This window comes from Nostoc sp., assembly GCF_036919575.1.
In the GTDB taxonomy this organism is placed as follows: domain Bacteria; phylum Cyanobacteriota; class Cyanobacteriia; order Cyanobacteriales; family Nostocaceae; genus Nostoc.
Map to the genome: position 1 here is coordinate 72,085 of NZ_JBALBY010000130.1, position 18,394 is coordinate 90,478.

Sequence of the window (18,394 nt, forward strand, 5' to 3'; positions counted from 1 at the left end):
ATATTGACTAAAGAACCTGGATTAAACAAAATGCAAAACTTCTGTTTAGTTGTGTGGATTCTTCGAGTGGCAACCCATCTAAAGCACTCTAATAAAGTTGTAAGTTATTAAATCTCCGTTCCGAAGCGTCTGCCCATGCAAACCTAAATTAGTATAGCTGCATGTGCAGCAGATGAAGTGTTACTCAGTCCCCAATCTTAGTCATCAGGATAAAGGATATAAGTTAATCTCAATTAAAACTGTGTTCCAGTTGACCACAATCAAGACTTAAGAGCTTGACACTCCCCAGCTATCAAGGGTTCGCGCAAGCGTCTGGCTAGAAAGGGGATTCTAATTTAATTATTTCGTTATAAATTATAGATAGCATCAACTAGTAGTCTTTTCCACACAAGCTATGAGCCAAACTTTATTCCATCTTGCTTTCCCTGTAACTGACGTTGCCCAAACAAAAGCATATTACGTGGATGGCTTGGGCTGCATTCCTGGTCGTGAAAACCAGCATGCCCTGATTCTCAATCTCTACGGTCATCAACTAGTGGCTCACGTCACCAAAGAATCATTGATACCGCAAAAGACTATCTATCCCAGACACTTTGGGCTAGTTTTTACCCAAGAACGTGACTGGCAAGACTTACTAGAAAGGGCACAACAACAACAGCTATTTTTTCGTGAAGAAATTAAAAATCGCTTTGTTGGTTCTCCTCTTGAGCATCGCACTTTCTTTTTAGAAGATCCCTTTTATAACCTAATGGAATTCAAGTATTATCGTCACGCGGAGGCGATTTTTGGAAGTTACGAACATACACAAATTGGGGATAGGACTTAAGAAATTCGTAATTCGTAATTTGTAATTATAGATGAATAAATCAAGCGTGGCAAGTATCCTGGCTACTGAGTGGATTTTTTCTTCAGCAAGGGTAGCTTAATAGGCTTTGCTAAAGCTGCTGTGACTACTGCTAAACTCCTGGGGTCTGTTAGCATCCAAGGGTGTAGAGCAACTGGTACTATTACTTCGCGTCCTACGGACATTTGTGAACTATTCGCTGGGACAATCATCAAATCATAAGGTGTCCAGATAGACGTAAAATCTAGCTGCCCCAATATTACAGCATCAGAATTTAAATCCTGGAGAAAAATGCTGTCGGGGCGCATTTGTACGCAACCAGGACGCCAGGAACCATAAGCAACCACAGTTCCATGATGGGGCGAAGAGATGGTGACAAACCTCTGCACGCGGTTAATTCCTCCCAGTCGCTGAATATAGTAACGGCTGACAATTCCTCCCATGCTGAAGCCTACTAAATCTAAGCGTTGTTCTGGCGCAAAGGTAGCTGTAACATAATCGGCTACTTGCTTTGCCAATTCATCAAGACCCACATGACCATTATTGGGAACCAGATCCAGGCTATATACAGACCAACCCCGTTGTATTAGGTATGCCCTCATTTTATGGAAAATTGCCTCTGTGTCGTCAATCCCGTGTATTAACAAAACGGGATTGAGTTGTTGATTTTCAGTGTTCATTTACAAAATTTGGCTGACTTAATGGGTGTATTTCACTTTTATAGCTAAAGACTGCTCTACTCACATCTTGCACCTAGCCCTAGCGATTAGAAATCGCGGCTATACAAACGAAGTCCGCCTGCACAGACTAACGCAAAATCAATGTTTTCAACCCGCGCAGGCTGGTTTTGCCTCGTGTAGCCGCGACTTCCAGTCGCCTGGTGCAAGATATAAGTCTACAAATAGCTAAAGATTGCTCTACAAACTGAAGTTGTTGCTTTTGGGATTCTTTAAAAGACAGGACTTACGCATTGAAAACCTGAAACCTTGATCCCCCCTAACCCCCCTTAAAAAGGGGGGATCTTAAAAGCCCCCAATTTATCGGGGGTTGGGGGATCTCTTGTGCGTAAGTCCTAAAAGATATTTTTCCAAAACGGAAATGTTGACAAAAGTAGTATGTATGAAATTTAACCAATTAATCTCGCCATCTGCCATTCGGCTATGACACTCCTCCCACTGGTTGAGAGTTAACTGCTTGCTTCACTTCAATTAGAAATTTACCAAACAAAGAAATGTTAATTTTTGTCAAGCTTGCTTTCAGAATCTTGCTCTTGGCTACAGTAAAATTTAATAATTAATTCTCGGTGTGTACAGGTTGCAAGTGCCTGCAAAAAAACATTTGCCCTATAGTTTTACTACAATGTTGATTAAGCACAAGCCTATAAGCGTTGTCACTATAACGACGTGATGCCAAGCAGTAAAATGTAACATTTTGTCGTAATTTTTAATAATTACGGTCGAGTTCCAAATATAAAAGGTAAAAGCAGGAGTAATTGTAATGGATTTTATCAAAAAGTTAATTTCGGGTATTCAGGGTTTTCTTAGCGGTATCCTGGGTTTCATTACCGGACTGTTACCAGGGAAGAAGAAAAGCAACGGCTACTTCTTAGAATTGGACGAAGCCAAAGATGCTGCCAAAGAGGTAGCATCGAACGCCAAGAAAGTCGCAGAAACAGTTGCAGCGAATGCTAAGAAAGTAACGGCAACAATTGCATCAGAAGCACCAACTTTATCCAAGCCAGATTCATTGAACGGAACAAAAACCGCCGCGACTAAGGCAAAATCAGCTAAAAATCCTAAACCAGCTGATGTTCAGCTAGTCCAAACTGCTGAAGGTCTTAGAGTTGAACCTGGCAAAAATGGAAAAGCCGCAGCAGCCAAAGTACTCAAAGAGCAGCCAACTGAAACAACCTTTGCACCAAAATATCTTGCACCTTCGACTACTAGTTCTAATGGTCGTCGTCGTCCAGGGGCGAATATGAGTGCTTACTTAGAGATGGCACGTCAGGTTAAAACGTCTAAAAATTGATAGAGATCGTAAATTTACGGTCTATACAAGTTAAACGTGAATATGCAAGGTTAAGATAACTTTGCCAGTTGTAGATGGAGAAACTCTCCAAAGTAGGAGCGATCGCTTAATTTTCTCCACTACAACTGCATCTTTTAGGGTTGAGGCTTTCTCATCCAAAACTACCCGTCCTACCCGACCTTTGTTGACGGTGAACTCAAAGACGATTTCACCACTGAAGCCTGAAGGAAAGTTTAGTTGTTGAAGGTGTTGGGTTAGGTTAGCAATTCCTGTTTCATCCAAGCCAGTAACGCTGATTACTTCTAGCTGATGGTTGATGGCTGCGTCTGATATTTTACCTAGTTCCATCTTCTGGGAATCAAAGCTCAAAGAGATATCAACTTCTTTGGCTACTGGGGATTTTGGCGATCGCCTTTGCTTGAGAAAATCTGGAACGTCTGCAAAGAGAAAATCTAGAACTGGTGCTGCTGCCTTTAAGCTTGAGACTTGAGGCGCAAAACCACCAGCAGGAACACCACCAAGGTAACTAACTGCTTCAGGCATTTCTACTGGCACTTGCATAGACACATATTCGCTTCCTGGTTCAACCCGCACGTCATCGCTGACAGCCACAAAAGCGGTGTATTGAGAAAGCAATTGATAAGTTAAGGAGGTTTCTGTAACTGCTTCTACACCAGCTTTTGTTTCAAAGCTCACCATTTGATTCATCAAATCTTTGATGCAAGCACGTCCCCATAACTGCGCTACAGCAAGATTTCCTGTTTCCTCAAATATGAGGTTAAACGTTTTTTCATAGTGCTTACCGCCCGCAGCAATGCCGGAGATTTGCAGATTACCGCCGACTCTATCCTGTTTGCGACCAAATAAAACTAATGGTTGTGCGGTGAATAAATCAGGCGCTGTAGCTGGGTAAATCACAGGCGATTCTGTGCCACCATGCCAAGAGACTTGAATATTTGTAAGTACGGGATTGTTGATTTGCCTGTAAAACTTTTCGGCAACTTCTTCTGTGGGTTCATCATGACGAATAATTCGGGATATTCCCCGGCCAATTTCGGCGATGCGATTTAGTAAAAAACGGTTAACTGAACTACCAGCACCGAAACTGTAAAGGCGATTTCCTGGTTGTAAGTGCTGTTGTACCTCTGATAAAATCTCATTTTCGTTACCGATGTAGCCATCGGTTAGGAGTACAACACTGCGTAATCTTCCGGCTGGTGTGGGGAAATTTATGGCTGTACGAATGCCACTGAGCATTTCTGTGCTGCCAGCAGCTTGTAAATTGTTAATGTAAGCGATCGCTTGGGCACGATTTTCTGATGTATTCGGCAGAGGTGTTGGCGATAACTGCCTGACTCTATCGGAAAAATCGATAATTGTGAAAGTATCGTGGGGATTTAACCCATTGATAAATCGCCGCATCAATTCCTGACACTTTTGCAACGGATCGCCAGATTGCGAACCGGAGGTATCCATCAAAAATACGACATCTTTAGGGACAATTTGATCAGTAGAATATTCCAAAGCGGGAATCAGATATATTGCAAAATGTCCGCCGCGATCGTCAGCTTGAGTTAATACTGTGGATTGAGTTTCTTTACCAGAAATTTGATAGCAGAGAATTAAATCTTTGTTGGGAATTGTATCTTCTCCGGCTAATTGAATCCCCACAATTTGACCTGAGTGTTCAATTTTTAATTGATGTGAAGGAGAACGCACTTCAGAAATTGGTAAACCTGCATCAATTTCTACTGTGACATTAATATTGTGACGTCTACGCGTTCCCTCCAACACTATAGGCGGTGTAATTCGGGAAGCATCAGGAACTTGGTCTGTATCACCGCTACCATCTATCGGCGTTCCTGGGATATATCTTGGCCCCACCACCATCGGGAAAACAAATTCGTAGTTTCCAGCCTCAAATTTTAAACTTTCGGTGTAACGAATTGTGACATCGATTTGTTCACCAGGTTTGATGTTAGCCAGAGATTGGGTAAAGATGTTGTCTCGTTGCTGTTCTAGAAGTCCGGCGGTGCGTCCTTCTTGTTTTGCCTTTTCGTAGATGGCTACAGCTTCTTCACGTTTTTTAATATTGCCTTTGATAGTGCGATCGCCTATTTTGATTTCCATGTCATCCACCGCCGCCTCATCGGGTAACGGAAAGATATACACTGCTTCTAAAAGCTGCGTGAAGGGATTTTCAAAGCTTTGAATCACCTGAACTCGTGACAAGTTACCTGCAATTTTTGCTATAACTTCCGTATGCTTGAGCGGAAAAACTAGCTGCTGTTCTTCAGGGGATTGAATGTACAAACCCCCTAGCTGTTGGTTTTTAGCACTTACTGTATTCATAGATTTTATAGCTTGTTTTGTGTGGAATATAAACCTAGACTAACCATACTTAGAGGCTGTTTGAAAAGTAATTGGATGTGATTTTAAGTACTTCTAGATCCCCCCTAACCCCCCTTAAAAAGGGGGGAACCGGAATCAAAGTCCCCTTTTTTAAGGGGAGCCACTGCGTTGGGCGGGTTTCCCGACTTGAAGCACGTGGCGTGGATTTAGGGGGATCTAGAACGTTTTACTACCGACAAGAGGACTTTTCAAACATCCTCTTAGATTTTTTCAAAAATCAAATCGGATTGCTATAAATTAATTAATCCACTGATGATGATTTATCTTATTGTTGGTTTAACCAAGTTTCTAAATCAGCAACACTAGAAAAGTCTAGTAATGCTTCTCCTAAATTCTCTAATTTTTCAATCGATAATCCTTTAATTCTCTCGATTAATGAGGCATTAATTTCCCCAATACGGCGATTGAGTAAGCGTAGAACTAAACGTTGTTCTCCTGACTGTACAGCTTGTTCTCTGTCTCTTTGATAAAGTGGTTCAAGTCGCATAATTAACTCCCGATCATCTTCTTCTAATTCTTGATTTACTCTCAAGTTTTCGCGCAGGTTATAAACTAATTCGAGTGTTGCTTTTTGGTATGGATAATTTAATGGTAACGCTTGCAACTCGACAATAGCTTGTGATTGCACACTTCCCCTTCCCAAAAGCCTCAACCATAACGTTTCCGGTGTTTTCGGTAGTTGGTGTATCGCTACAATTGCTGTCCGCAAGGCATCTGGCATAAAATGTACTCCCGATAACCAACCTTCTTTTTGAATAGTTCCAAAGCTAGACAATCTAGCTTCAGATACGGTAGGTGTAAGAACCCACAATTTGGGAATTTCTGACTCCTGAAGTTTGGTTTTATTTGCTTTCGCCTCTCGTCGCACGAGAGCCTTTCTTTCTAATAATTTTAGAATACAGTCGCATATTTCATCGGTAGAAGCTGGATTGCGGAAGGGTTCTATTATCGCAGGATGTTCAGCAAATCTTCCTAGCAATCCTAGCACTTGTAAATTAGAGCTTTGCTGTTTAGAAGGAGTAAACAAAACATCTATTTCTTTAATCTCTCCTGAAACTTTTTCTGATGGCTTGACTTCTCCGTAATCTTTTAGTAATTCTTCCAGATAGTCCTTGGCGAATTTGTCATGTATAAAGCGCGTCATTTCATACTTGTCTACGAATTATTTAACCAACACCAGTCCACTATATAAATGAAAAGCCGAGTCCCAATTAGTCTCTTCCCTACGAAACAAATGAATGTGAGACTTGATATGACCCAGCATTTCTGTTTGATCTAATGTTGTATCGGCAAAGGACGTGAAATCTGACCAAATTTTGACTTGAGGTAGTTGCTGGTCAATCCAACTCGATAAACTATTCCAATGAATTCTGATTGTATTTTGGCTATCTTGGGGAATGATTTCTAAACCTTGCTGGAATTCATAGCCGTTATCATCAAGTCGGAGAATGCAACGTCTACCAAGTAGGTGTAAATCACAAAACTGGGCATAGTCTTGTATTTGGGTTTTCCATTCGAGTTTACGGCGGGCATCAACATCTACAACTTGTTCAAAAATCGGCAACAGTCCGACTACTTTTGCTGTGACTTCTGACCAATCAAAGGTGAGGGAACCCAGTTGATTTGCCTCGTTGCAGCAAACAATAGTAGCTTGTGGGGTAGATTCTTGGAAATATTTGACCTGATAAACTTGAATTTGCTGAATTTCAGCTATTGTTGCCCAAAAGCAGGGAATACCAGCCTGCTGTAGCTGTTCGCCATAAAATTTTAGCTCTCCTATTGGGCCGGTGCGGTACAACCTCCAGCCACGACTTGGCAGTATTAATCGTGCGGTGTAGGGGTCTAGCTGCATAATCTGGGCAAATTTTCGAGACGCTTCTGTTTTCATCTCGGTACTGAGTGGCTCTAAGATTAGTACGCCAAATTCGGTATTATTTGGTTGGGCTATTGCTTGGGAAATCGCTCTTTGTCTTTCTTCTAGCTGCATTTCTTGTAGCCGTTGCAAACCTTGACGTGCGAGTGACACTATTTTACTATTCGTTGTATCTCGCAGCAGTTGCCGATAAATTTTTTCTGCCTCTTGGCGCTTTTCAGATACTTCATGTAGCCGACCGAGATAATATTGTACCCAAGGATTTTCGGGCGATTCTTTTTGCAGCTGTTTAAGTAATTTAGCAGCTGTTTGATAGTCTTTATGGTCAAAAGCGATCGCAACTTGCTCAATCATCACTTTAAATGCACACTGGAGGAATATCTCACGCCAAAGTCATTTTGCGTGAGCTATAAATCATTTATACTTCACAACTTGCGGTAATCAAGGATAATGCTACTACTGGGGCTGTAACTGCTCTCAGGATGCGCCGACCAAGGGAAACAGGTTGAAATCCAGCTGACTTCGCATTCTCAATTTCTGGTGTTGTCCATCCCCCTTCTGGCCCAGTAGCAATCACAATTGTCATTTGTCCTTTGTCATTTGTCATTTGTTGTTTGTGCTGTAAGCAATCTTTCAAATGAGGAAACTCACCACGCGCTACACAGATATATTGCTGGCTGTTTGCAAATGACAAATGACCCATGACTAATGACAAACCCGTATTAAAAGTAACAGGCTCTAAAATGGTCGGTACAAAAGAGCGCTCTGATTGTTCGGCGGCTTCCGCAGCGATGCGCCGCCAGCGTTCGAGTTTTTGAGGACTAGGATGAAGCAAAGTGCGATCGCTCAATAATGGTGCAATACAAGTTACTCCCAACTCCGTACAACACCGCACAACTTCATCAAATCCATTCCCTTTGGGCAATGCCACCATCAGCGTAATTGATACAGGTAATTCAGTTTCTACTGTCAGTGGTTCTAAAACCTCTGCTTGTTCTCCTGCTAGCTGCGCCAACCACCATTTTCCTTTACCATCCATTGCAATAAAGCGATCGCCTTCACGCAAGCGCAATACCCGCCCCAAATAATGCTGTTGTTCTTTGGTGAGCAAAATTTGCCCTTGTTGAAATTGAGAGGGTGCGATCGCAATTCGTTGCAGTTGAGACATTTTTCTTAATAAATTATTGTCCTGCTGTAGACATCTGCTGTCTAACCCAGATACGGAAATTACGAGTTGCTGCTATTTGTCCAACTTGCTTGCTTTCTTGGATAAATCGGGGAATCTCCGTTACCAGCACAGGCGCAAAAGTTGGACTGCGATCGCTTTGCGAGTATTGCCCACTATTAAGGACGTAGATTCTCAACATATTTCCGTTATACCGCCAGAATTCTGGGACTCCCATTGAAGCATAAAGGGTCAACTTGTCTATCTTCGGTCTGGAATATTCTACTTCCAATACTATGTCTGGTGGTGGGTCTGTATTCAGGTCAATATTTTCTTTATTGCGGACTAACAATTCATTTTGGATATAGTAACTACTGTCCGGCTCGGCTCCTTGCTCCAAATCATCCCGCGTCATCGTCAACGAGCCAGCGCTTTTAACTTCTAAACCAAATTCTTCACACAACACAAGAACAAAACCTTCAATCAGACGGTTTGAGTTCTCGTGTGGCATCTGCGGCGTCATAATTTCTACAATACCGTTGTGATAAGCTAGCCTTTTATTTCGCTCAGATCCCATATCTGCCAGCATAGCTTTGAATGTCTCCCAGCTAATGTTTTGCAGCACATCCCTAGTTTCTGCGAATTTTGCTGTCGTTACCATAGTTCAGTTTTCCTGTGGATGTGTTGACTAACTCCCTTCCCGCTATCAGATTACCTATTTATTCCAATACAGTTCAGTTAAACATTTCTTCCTTCTCTTCTTCTCTTCTTCTCTTCCTTTGCGTTCTTTGCGTCCTTAGCGGTTCGTTAAAAAAATTAGGGTCTTCCAGAAATAAGACTTATGAAATATAGAAGCAGATGGACACAAATAAATCCATCTGTGTCCATCTATGATTTCATGATCTTCAATTCTTCGGCTTACAAAAGATTTTGGAAGTAAGCCTCTAGTGCTTCACTAACCAACTCAGTCATCGGTTTACCTTGGCTTTGGGCTACTTCCTTCAACTTGGTATAAACCTCTTGTTTCAAATTCACCCGATGGCGCGATTTGCTTGCAGCATTGGCTGTTTCGGGGTCATAGGTGCTAGTAAATTCGCGGATGGCATCAAAACCAATGCGATCGCAAAAATCACCAAAACTTTCCTTCGATTTCCGAGATTTCTTAAAGTAAACAAAAATCGGTTCTAGGAAGCTTTCTAAGTCATTATGGTGCAGCTTTTCTGTGTAAGGTTGCGCCAGTCGCGTTTGATTTGGCGAACCCCCTAACCATAATTGGTAAGATTCTGGAGCGCTACCGACAAAGGCTAATTCTGCCAAGTAGGGACGAGCGCAACCGTTGGGGCATCCTGTCATCCTTACCACAAAATGCTCTTTTTGTAAACCTATTTTATCTAACAGGGCGCGAACCCGCTCCAAAATCCCCGGTATTGCTCGTTCTGATTCCGTGATTGCCAAGCCGCAAGTCGGCAAAGCTGGACAAGCCATTGCATAGCGCACTAAAGGTTCGATTTTACTAGGGTCGTCTCCGATACCGTTACGGCTAAGAATGTCTTGAATAGCTTGCTTGCTATCTGGTTCGATATCGTAAAAAATCAGGTTTTGGTTGGGTGTCAGGCGGATGGGTAAGTTGAACTGCTCGACAATTCCCCGCAAGGCGGTTTTTAGTTGAAACGAACCTTCATTTTTGATTCGACCATTTTCAATGGAAATTCCTAAGAATAGCTTGCCATCACCTTGTTCATTCCAGCCGAGGAAGTCGTGATATTTAAACTCTGGTAGTGGTTTGAAGGCTTCAACTGGTTTACCGAAATATTGTTCAACTTGGGTACGGAATTTATCTACACCCCAATCGTTGATTAGATATTTTAATCTGGCATGACGACGATCAGTGCGATCGCCATAATCTCTCTGGGTAGCAACAATCGCTTTCACTATGTCGTAAACGTCATCCTTCGCCACATAACCGATGGGGTCTGCTAACCTAGCGAAAGTTTCTTCTTTGCCGTGTGTTCTACCTAAGCCACCACCAGCAAAAATATTAAATCCTTCTAATTGTCCCTTCTTATTAGTAATTACTACCAACGTCAGGTCTTGGGAATACAAATCAACCGAATTATCCCCTGGCACCGTCACGCAAATTTTAAACTTGCGGGGCATATAGTGCGTGCCATAAATCGGTTCTTCGTTGTCATGGATGATTGTGCCATTGCCATTGCGCTGTCGGGCTGCCTTCACTTCTGGGTTTTCTTCAGCACTAATTGCTTTTTCCCCATCTAACCAAATTTCGTAATAAGCGCCTGTCTGCGCTGAGAGCAAGTCAGCAATATTCTGGGCATATTCCCAAGCATACTGATACTCAGGACGATTCTTAAAGGGGGCTGGTGGTGCCATCACATTCCGGTTGACGTCGCCGCAAGCTCCCAAAGTTGAACCCAAGTTATTGACAATGGTGGCAATTGCTGCTTTAAGATTCTTCTTTAAAATACCGTGTAGTTGGAAACCTTGACGGGTAGTTGCTCGTAAAGTGTGGTTGCCATGCTCATCAGCTAGCTTATCTAAAGCCAGATACAGCTGCGGCGGTACCAAACCACCCGGATTTTTTGTCCGCAGCATAAACTGGTAATCTTTCTCCTGTCCCTTGAGGCGATTGTCGCGGTTATCTTGCTGGTAAGAACCATGAAACTTTAAAAGCTGTACCGCATTTTCGGTAAAATGAGTAGTCTCTTCAAGAATCTCAGTTGCTACAGGTTCACGCAAAAAATTACTATTTTCCTTGATTCCTTCTACTTTGGAAGGCTTACGGCTAGCGATCGGGGAAGGAGCAGATTTAACCATTAGAGTTGTATAGGATTCTCAATAAAGCATTACGTAGACGCCGAATCAGCACCCTTCGGCTACTTGATCCCCGGTAATCCGGCCGGAATAATGAGGAATATTTTAATTTTACCACGGCAAAAGCCGGCCTTGTCAGTAATGTAACACTTAACAAAACCAGCTTTTGGGGTAGTGAGTGAAGAAGTGCTGAGTCCTGAGTACTTAAGTAAAGTATAGAGTGGAATGGAGATCATAACTGTCAGTGAGCTTGAAAGACGGTTAAATAAGGATGTAACTAATAAAGCACAAGGTATTAAGTACAACTTCTTTTCTAATCTTTCTAGTTCTGTTCAACAAACTATAAAAAATACACCAGTAACTATTCCATCAGGAACAAGCCCATACACGGCATTTTTATTAGCTGATTCATCTTCGCTTATAAATCAATCAAGTGTTGTTAATACGAATACTTCCATCTGGCATAGTAGTGTTGCAAAAGATAGCACCTTCCAACCAAGGATTTTCACTGAGTTCTGCTCCACTCAAGTTGCATCGGGTAAAATTGACATTGCCCATACTAGCTCCTTTAAGATGGGCATCGACCAAACAAGCATCACTCAAATTAGCACTATCCAGAACAGCATAACGCAAATTAGCTCGTGTCAAATCGACTCCACAGAGATTGGCTCCATACAAGGAAGCTTGCCCAAAATCAGTCTCCCGGAGTTTAGAAGCGCTGAGATTGATATTATCCAAAAGCATTTCGGCGACCACAGCGCCATTCAAAATAATACCGCTCAAGTTGGCACTAGCCAGTTCGTCAGAACCTTCAATGTAGATGTTACTAAAATCCCTCTCACCAGCAGCATACTTATTCAACAACTCACTGGCATCAACCAATTTTTTACTCATACACTTTCATTTATTACTGATTATGAAACTGATGTTACTATAAGCAAACTTTGGAATCTATTCTCTTATCTCGAAACTCCATTTAACTAGTATAGAGTGTCTTAGGACTCAATAATTTTTTATTTGAAGCGATCGCCAATACCACCATTAATGCTAACAGCAGAAGCATCACTATTTTGGTAGGCACCAAGTCCGACTTTGGCATTAGTGTAGACGATGAAATTCTTAGCAACTTCCGATTCAACACCAGCACCAATATAACTAGCATCAGTACCCTTTTTGGTTTCAGCATCAGCTTGACCTGCTGATAGAACAAGAGGAGCAACTATTAAGGAAGACAATGCAGAAATTGTCAGTAAATACGTGAGTAAGCGGTTCATAATTTTTACAAAATTTTGTATTTTTTACTTGTATATTCCATGTCGAAAATAATGCTAGAATGTTCCAAAATATTCCCGTATTTTCTTAAATCAGTGTTTTCATTGATGCCTAATGCTTACAGGCTAACTATCCCTTATAATAATAAATAAGCTATGATAATTAAATTTCAATATCTTTGCATCCTCGTTCCTTATCCCCAGATAGACGCTTTTTAAACTGTCACAATATTTGGAACTTAAATTAAGTCGGGATATGGTAAATAAAATACCCGATTAATAATTTGTTGTCGAGCTTTTTACATAGGATGAAAAGTAGGCTGTAGCATCTGTTGCAACAAGCTATAGAGGGAATCTATAAAGTTAATTTTGAGCAATTCTCGTGGAGATTGAATAATGCTAACCGCTGCAAAAACGTTGTCTGGTTTGATGGGTTTATGTGTCGGTGATGCGTTGGGTGTGCCGGTGGAGTTTACTAGCCGTGCTGAACGAGTAAAATCTCCAGTGACAACGATGTTGGGTTATGGCACATGGAATCAACCACCAGGAACTTGGTCAGATGATAGTTCCTTAAGCTTTTGCTTGGCAGAATGTCTTTGTAGAGGTTATTCGTTGGATGCTATAGCCAATTCCTTCTGGCGCTGGTACAAGGAGGCTTACTGGACTCCCCGTGGCGATGTCTTTGATATTGGTCAAACTACCCATACAGCAATTATGCGCCTGAAACAGGGAGTTGTTCCTCATCAGGCGGGTGGCAAGGTTGAAAATAGTAATGGCAATGGTTCATTGATGAGAATCTTGCCGATGGCTTATTGTCACAGAAACTTAACTTTAGGCGAATTGCTGGCGCGGGTGCATGATGTTTCGGCGATTACTCATGGCCATGCGCGATCGCAGATGGCCTGTGGCATTTATATTAGTATTGCAGTGGCGCTCTTGGAAGGGGCTGACCTGCAAACAGCTTATCTACAAGGATTGCAAGACATCCAAACAATTTATTCTGTTAGGGAATTTTTGTTAGAGAAGCCGCATTTTGGCAGAGTTTTCAGTGGTGAGATTGCCAAAGTACCGGTAGAAGAGATTAATTCTGGTGGCTATGTGATTGATACCTTAGAATCGTCCCTGTGGTGTTTGTTAAATAGCTCGTCTTATTCTGAGGCGGTACTGAAAGCTGTCAACTTGGGTGGAGATACAGATACTACTGCTGCTGTCACTGGTGGGTTAGCGGGAATTTACTACGGGGTGGAAAATATTCCTCAAAAATGGATAAATCAAATTGCTCGTAAACAAGACATTATCTACTTAGCAGAGCGTTTTGCAAGGGCTGTTTACAGCTAGTTTGGAATTAGAAATTATACCAAGCGTTTGATAAACGACTTTTCGCAAGTAAAATCAGTTGTAGAAAAGTTTCATGCTGGGTGAACAATGCTAACCACTGCAAAAACGTTGTCTGGTTTGATGGGTTAAGGTGGGGACTTCCGCGACACGTTAAAAAAGATATTCTCTCAAGAAACACATTTTATAACCCTTATCTAGCAAGGCTTTTAGCCAATCAAAAAATTGTGTTTCTTTTATTCGTTGCTAGCGGCGAAAAAACGCGGCTAGTTGGGCGCTCAGTTCATAAGAAATTCAGATTCATGAGCTAAACTCAAACTGACAAAAAGTTAGCTATTTGTCGAAAATGGCGCTAAACATGCTTGCCTTCTGCTTTTTGGAGTGCTGTTTGCTTGTCACGCTCATAGTCAAGCTGCACTTTCAATATCATAGGCTTGCCTTCTCCTCCACCTCTACGGAAAGCATTTACGACTTTTTTTAACTTCTCTGGTGGGCACGAAAAGGTTGATATTCATTTCATTATTTGAAGAGGAATCTTATGCAGGACAAAACGACAAGTGTGGTTATGAGTCTCGGTCTGATGGGTAAATCCCTTAATGGCGATGTAGTCGGGTCTGTGAAAGATTTTCTGGCTACTGGTAGGGCACGGGTACAGGTGGCATCCATTATTGGTTCCAATGCATCTGAGATTGTCAAAACAGCAGCGAGTCAATTATTTCAAGAACAGCCTCAGCTAGTCAGACCTGGTGGAAATGCCTACACAACTCGTCGCTACAACATGTACCTGCGGGACATGAACTACTTCTTGCGTTACTGTAGCTACGCGCTGATCGCAGGAGATGTCAGTGTGCTAGATGAGCGATTGCTGGCTGGTCTGCGAGAAACGTTTAACTCTCTGGGAATTCCTTTAGGACCTACTGCTCGAAGCATCCAGCTCATGAAACAAACAGTCAAGGATAAACTAGTAGCGACTGGTATTACAGATACTAAGCTGGTAGATGAACCATTCGACTATGTTGTGCGTGAGATCAGTGAGACGGATGTTGGGTAGCAACTTAAGCCGGGACAGCTTGTACAGTGGGCTTTTTGGATTTTCGAGCTTTGAAGGTACGTCTGGGTCTGGGGAGATCCCCCATTTGTAAGCTGTCGCGCCGACAAATTGCACTATTTTCATTGTCAAGAAAAGCTGCAACCCCTCTCCCTTGCTCCCTGCCCCCCTGCGACCTCAAGTGCAAATTAAATGCTTAACGGGACTTAGACATTTTTTGTGGTCAAAAAAGCCTCAAACCTATACACCCCAATCATTTAACCTCGATTTAGGTTTTTTCTTGATATATATGGGTTTGGGCGATTTTTTGGGGTTTGAGGTATATCCCTTACCCTAAATGGATTTGAGGCTTTTTTCTCATTGTTTTTTGTCTAAGTCCCGTTAGTACGGAGGGACATCATGCAAGAGTCTGTAATTTACCGTTCAATTCAGGATGAAAAGACGCGGGAAATCGCGCTCAATCTTTTACGAGGCGGCGTGGATATCAGTCTTATTGCGTCTTCGACAGGTTTATCGGTTGAGGAAATCCGAAAACTTCAGCAGCAAATAGGGGATGAATCTCCACAAAGCTAAATTGATCTGCGTGGCGATCGCGGCATAACAACCCGGTTGGAGCGGACTGCCGATAGATATTGGTGTGGATGCAAAGGTCACTTGCAGCCGCTCAACCGGAACGTTAGACATCACACCTGCATCCCGCTCGACGCTAGGGTGTTGACTTTGTGAGAAATTAGTGCAGTTTCCCTTGCCAGGTGTAAATTGAGTGGATTGGTAACAGACTCACACAAGCAGCGAGTTTAGCTTCCACAAGGGCATTTGCAATTGCTTCTGCCTCCTGTATATTGCCAGCTGTCACCAATACCACACCATAGCCAGCAGGTGTCTCCATGACCTCTAAACCGTTGTAGACAAGGAATAGACCTGACCATCAATCAGCAGTCGGGTGATGCCCTTAGCTTGCAGATGAGTACGAGCCTTATGGAGCATTTTACTATCAGGAACTTTAATCACGCGATCGCGCTTCGTAGAAAAGCGCTTGGCCACGCGATGGTTATCAAAAACCGGCAGAGTTCTTTGCTGGGTTTCCAGGGTGGGAATTTGCCCCAAGTCACCAAAGTCCTTCAGAGGTCGCGTAATTAATTCTGAGGAACGGTCAATAACCAAATAGCAAGTTTTGGGCAAATTGGCTACCGACAGAGGTAAAACTTGAACTGATGCTTCACCGGGTCTGCGTTTTGTGACTAAAGGTCTTTGCTCATCCAGGTCATCATCATCAAAGTCTTCTTCCTCAAAGTCGTCATCTTCTAAATCATCATCTTCTAAATCATCCAAATCCTCTGATTCGTCTAGCAAATCTTCGCCCAGCAGATGCGCTATCACAGCCGCTCCTGGATGTTCATCCTTTAGCGGTGGGATGGGGATGCTGACTATTTCCAACGGCTTTGGCTCTGGAGTTTCTAATTTCTCTGGGACTCGTAGCTTCGGTTTTTCCGACGCCGAGGGACGTCGCCGCACCCGTCTACTAGCGGCGATTGACTCCGCCGTTTCCTCTGAGTAAAGCTCCTGCTCTACATGAATTACCCGACGTGGGAGTGGCTCAACCTTTGGCACTTCCAAGGGTTGGCTTTGACTTGGTGGAACTTCTATCTCCGCCTCTGGTTGAATCAGCAGGGGTAACTGCTCGTAGCTTACCTGCGCCCTTCCCTCAGGAGTTCTTGCAGCCCGCTTTAAAGAGACTAAGTATTCATACTCATCCTCTGGCAAAGTACTTTTGAGCAGGCGACTAATTGTCGAGTTACTCACACCATAGCGGTCTGCCAAAGTTGAGGTTGTTTCGGCAGTCTCTCGATATAACTTCAGAATTTCTTGCTTGTCAGAGTCTGTTAATTTTCTCACGGTAGATACCAAAAATCTTTACTAAGCTCGTTTCCGTCCGCCGGTACGCCGCGTTCGTCTTAGTGATGCGTCATATTCTAAGACAGCGCCCATGCCAAATAACACTCCACTAAACACCCAAAACACTTCTAATATCTCCCCACTTTGATAATTGGGGCCTTGGGCGTATTTAAACCACATATCTGCAATGTAGAGCGAAAAGGCCGCAGCTGCAATCATTCGCCAAGACTGGGAAACTCTTCCCCCCCAAAAGGCTAACAGCAGAGTGGTAGCAATAATTAACAAAACCACATCGCTAACTACGTAAAACCAATTCAAAATAGCGATTAGCAGTACTGAGGGTGTTTCCTGTTGCATAGAAATCCACCATGCCAACAAACTACCAAACACTGCAATTGCTAACACAATTAGCCACTGCCATTTCTCCAGATTGATTCGCCTGGAAGCCACAGCTAAAATCATGCCTGCGCCAAGTAATAGATAAGTCAGTACAAAAAATATATCGCCTACAGACACATCCGGTTCATCTTTTAAAACTATTTCGGTATAGCCAAAAATTATCCCTCCAACGAAATAGGAAAGCATACCTAAGCCAATTAAGAGCCAAACATTCCGTCCACTGACGATTTGCGGACTCAGCCAGTTCCTCAAGCATAAGATACTGGCAGCCAAATAAGCTAAAGCTTCAAAAATATTTGTGCCAATCACATACCACTCAGCCCGGCTTTCTATGCCATCTGCTCCGGGAACTTTGGCACTAAACAACAAAAAGTATAACAGTGCCAGTACGCCCCAGCCAATATTAGCTAAGACAATGTTTTGAGTGGTGAAAATGGATTTAGAAAGGAACGAATTCTCGTAAGAGTTATTCATAGGGCAAGACTTATGTAGATGCACTCTGGCAGTATTTTGATTTAAATGACTGTATATTTAGCAGTGTGTCTGCCAAGTAATACACAATCGGACACCAAAAGCAAGTGCCAGTGGCAGGAATTTTGTGAAATAATTTCCATGCTACTGCCATAGTTTACCCAGTGGCGATTGATTTAGCCAACTGAGAAACAGCGATCGCTCGCCTTCTGGCATATCTTCTAGCTTATAAATCACTTGTTTGGTAAAATTAGCATTGCCAAAATACGCCTTTCCTAGTCGATGGAGTTCTTGTAACAGGATAACTACATGATTTTCTTGCCAATCAGGTATTTTGGCTGTCGGCAAAGGATTAGTAGATACCAAATATTTAACCGCTTCTAGGGAAGATGGTTGGGGAAATTGCTTCTGCTGTAATACTTCGGCAATATCTTTTTGAAATAATGCAGCTTGTTTAGCACCTAAAAAGTCTTCAATGTCGATATAAACACCCTGCAACAGCAAAATACTGGCTTGGATTAAAATCCCCGTTTTCCCATGACTAGCTGTGTCAGTACCCAGCTGCTCTAAACGGATTTTACCCCAGACGCTAAAGCGTTCGGGTTCCTCTAGTAAAACACAGGCTTTACCCCGGTTATCCGTTAATTCTCTCCATAAGGCTCTAGCTTCTTCTTCTTGACTAGCTTTGAAGACACTAATCAAGCGAAAAGTCTGCCCTTGATAAGTGAGGATCGGCACCTGCTGATCCTTTTTTGGGTGCTGAATGCTTGATATTTCAACATCCTGCCGTTTGAGAATAAACATGGCACTAGCAAATAAC

At 42.6% G+C, this 18,394-nt stretch carries 18 protein-coding genes; 4 read left to right on the forward strand and 14 right to left on the reverse strand.

Annotated elements, in window-relative coordinates; all coding sequences use genetic code 11:
- Window positions 1-394 precede the first annotated feature (394 nt).
- Window positions 395-826: a VOC family protein gene (locus V7K27_RS35125; RefSeq protein ID WP_334953462.1), complete on the forward strand. Its 432-nt coding sequence runs from the start codon at window positions 395-397 to the stop codon at window positions 824-826.
- A 62-nt stretch (window positions 827-888) separates the two neighbouring features.
- Here the strand turns inward: V7K27_RS35125 and V7K27_RS35130 are convergent, their stop codons facing one another.
- A complete protein-coding gene (locus V7K27_RS35130; RefSeq protein WP_334953463.1) occupies window positions 889-1,524 on the reverse strand; it encodes an esterase/lipase family protein in 636 nt (211 codons plus the stop codon).
- Window positions 1,525-2,341: 817 nt separating this feature from the next.
- Here V7K27_RS35130 and V7K27_RS35135 point away from each other — a divergent pair.
- Window positions 2,342-2,872, forward strand: coding sequence for a hypothetical protein (locus tag V7K27_RS35135; RefSeq protein ID WP_334953464.1), 531 nt, complete (start codon window positions 2,342-2,344; stop codon window positions 2,870-2,872).
- 30 nt (window positions 2,873-2,902) lie between these two features.
- Here V7K27_RS35135 and V7K27_RS35140 read toward each other — a convergent pair whose 3' ends face one another.
- The 8 genes from V7K27_RS35140 to V7K27_RS35175 form a co-directional block, all read right to left on the reverse strand.
- Window positions 2,903-5,224 carry a VIT domain-containing protein gene (locus tag V7K27_RS35140; protein WP_334953465.1) on the reverse strand — a complete coding sequence of 774 codons (2,322 nt, stop codon included), beginning with the start codon at window positions 5,222-5,224 and terminating at the stop codon, window positions 2,903-2,905.
- 325 nt (window positions 5,225-5,549) lie between these two features.
- The gene (locus tag V7K27_RS35145) at window positions 5,550-6,428 is read right to left on the reverse strand and encodes a DUF4351 domain-containing protein (protein WP_334953466.1); all 879 of its coding nucleotides are present in this window, start codon (window positions 6,426-6,428) and stop codon (window positions 5,550-5,552) included.
- Between the two features lie 18 nt (window positions 6,429-6,446).
- Entirely contained in the window at window positions 6,447-7,511 is a 1,065-nt protein-coding gene (locus V7K27_RS35150) for a tetratricopeptide repeat protein (protein ID WP_334953467.1), read from the reverse strand.
- 64 nt (window positions 7,512-7,575) lie between these two features.
- Entirely contained in the window at window positions 7,576-8,325 is a 750-nt protein-coding gene (locus V7K27_RS35155; RefSeq protein WP_334953468.1) for a 16S rRNA (uracil(1498)-N(3))-methyltransferase, read from the reverse strand.
- A gap of 13 nt (window positions 8,326-8,338) precedes the next feature.
- Window positions 8,339-8,983: a Uma2 family endonuclease gene (locus V7K27_RS35160; protein WP_334953469.1), complete on the reverse strand. Its 645-nt coding sequence runs from the start codon at window positions 8,981-8,983 to the stop codon at window positions 8,339-8,341.
- A 257-nt stretch (window positions 8,984-9,240) separates the two neighbouring features.
- The gene (gene sir / locus V7K27_RS35165) at window positions 9,241-11,157 is read right to left on the reverse strand and encodes a sulfite reductase, ferredoxin dependent (RefSeq protein WP_334953470.1); all 1,917 of its coding nucleotides are present in this window, start codon (window positions 11,155-11,157) and stop codon (window positions 9,241-9,243) included.
- Window positions 11,158-11,583: 426 nt separating this feature from the next.
- On the reverse strand, window positions 11,584-12,048 hold the full coding sequence (locus V7K27_RS35170; protein WP_334953471.1) for a pentapeptide repeat-containing protein: 465 nt from the start codon (window positions 12,046-12,048) through the stop codon (window positions 11,584-11,586).
- Between the two features lie 119 nt (window positions 12,049-12,167).
- Window positions 12,168-12,428, reverse strand: coding sequence for a hypothetical protein (locus V7K27_RS35175; protein WP_334953472.1), 261 nt, complete (start codon window positions 12,426-12,428; stop codon window positions 12,168-12,170).
- Between the two features lie 393 nt (window positions 12,429-12,821).
- Here V7K27_RS35175 and V7K27_RS35180 point away from each other — a divergent pair, with 393 nt between their 5' ends.
- Both V7K27_RS35180 and V7K27_RS35185 read left to right on the forward strand, forming a co-directional pair.
- Entirely contained in the window at window positions 12,822-13,763 is a 942-nt protein-coding gene (locus tag V7K27_RS35180) for an ADP-ribosylglycohydrolase family protein (RefSeq protein WP_334953473.1), read from the forward strand.
- A gap of 535 nt (window positions 13,764-14,298) precedes the next feature.
- On the forward strand, window positions 14,299-14,811 hold the full coding sequence (locus V7K27_RS35185) for an allophycocyanin subunit beta (RefSeq protein WP_334953474.1): 513 nt from the start codon (window positions 14,299-14,301) through the stop codon (window positions 14,809-14,811).
- Window positions 14,812-15,318: 507 nt separating this feature from the next.
- Here the strand turns inward: V7K27_RS35185 and V7K27_RS35190 are convergent.
- The 5 genes from V7K27_RS35190 to V7K27_RS35210 form a co-directional block, all read right to left on the reverse strand.
- Window positions 15,319-15,492, reverse strand: a complete 174-nt coding sequence (locus V7K27_RS35190) for a hypothetical protein (protein ID WP_334953475.1) — start codon at window positions 15,490-15,492, stop codon at window positions 15,319-15,321.
- A gap of 46 nt (window positions 15,493-15,538) precedes the next feature.
- Window positions 15,539-15,697 carry a divalent cation tolerance protein CutA gene (cutA, locus tag V7K27_RS35195; RefSeq protein WP_442947675.1) on the reverse strand — a complete coding sequence of 53 codons (159 nt, stop codon included), beginning with the start codon at window positions 15,695-15,697 and terminating at the stop codon, window positions 15,539-15,541.
- Window positions 15,698-15,702: 5 nt separating this feature from the next.
- Window positions 15,703-16,704 carry a transposase gene (locus V7K27_RS35200; protein WP_334953477.1) on the reverse strand — a complete coding sequence of 334 codons (1,002 nt, stop codon included), beginning with the start codon at window positions 16,702-16,704 and terminating at the stop codon, window positions 15,703-15,705.
- 21 nt (window positions 16,705-16,725) lie between these two features.
- Window positions 16,726-17,577 (reverse strand): hypothetical protein, encoded by an 852-nt coding sequence (locus V7K27_RS35205; protein WP_334953479.1) that lies wholly within the window; start codon window positions 17,575-17,577, stop codon window positions 16,726-16,728.
- A 141-nt stretch (window positions 17,578-17,718) separates the two neighbouring features.
- On the reverse strand, window positions 17,719-18,378 hold the full coding sequence (locus V7K27_RS35210; protein ID WP_334953480.1) for an Npun_F0813 family protein: 660 nt from the start codon (window positions 18,376-18,378) through the stop codon (window positions 17,719-17,721).
- Between the last annotated feature and the right edge of the window lie 16 nt (window positions 18,379-18,394).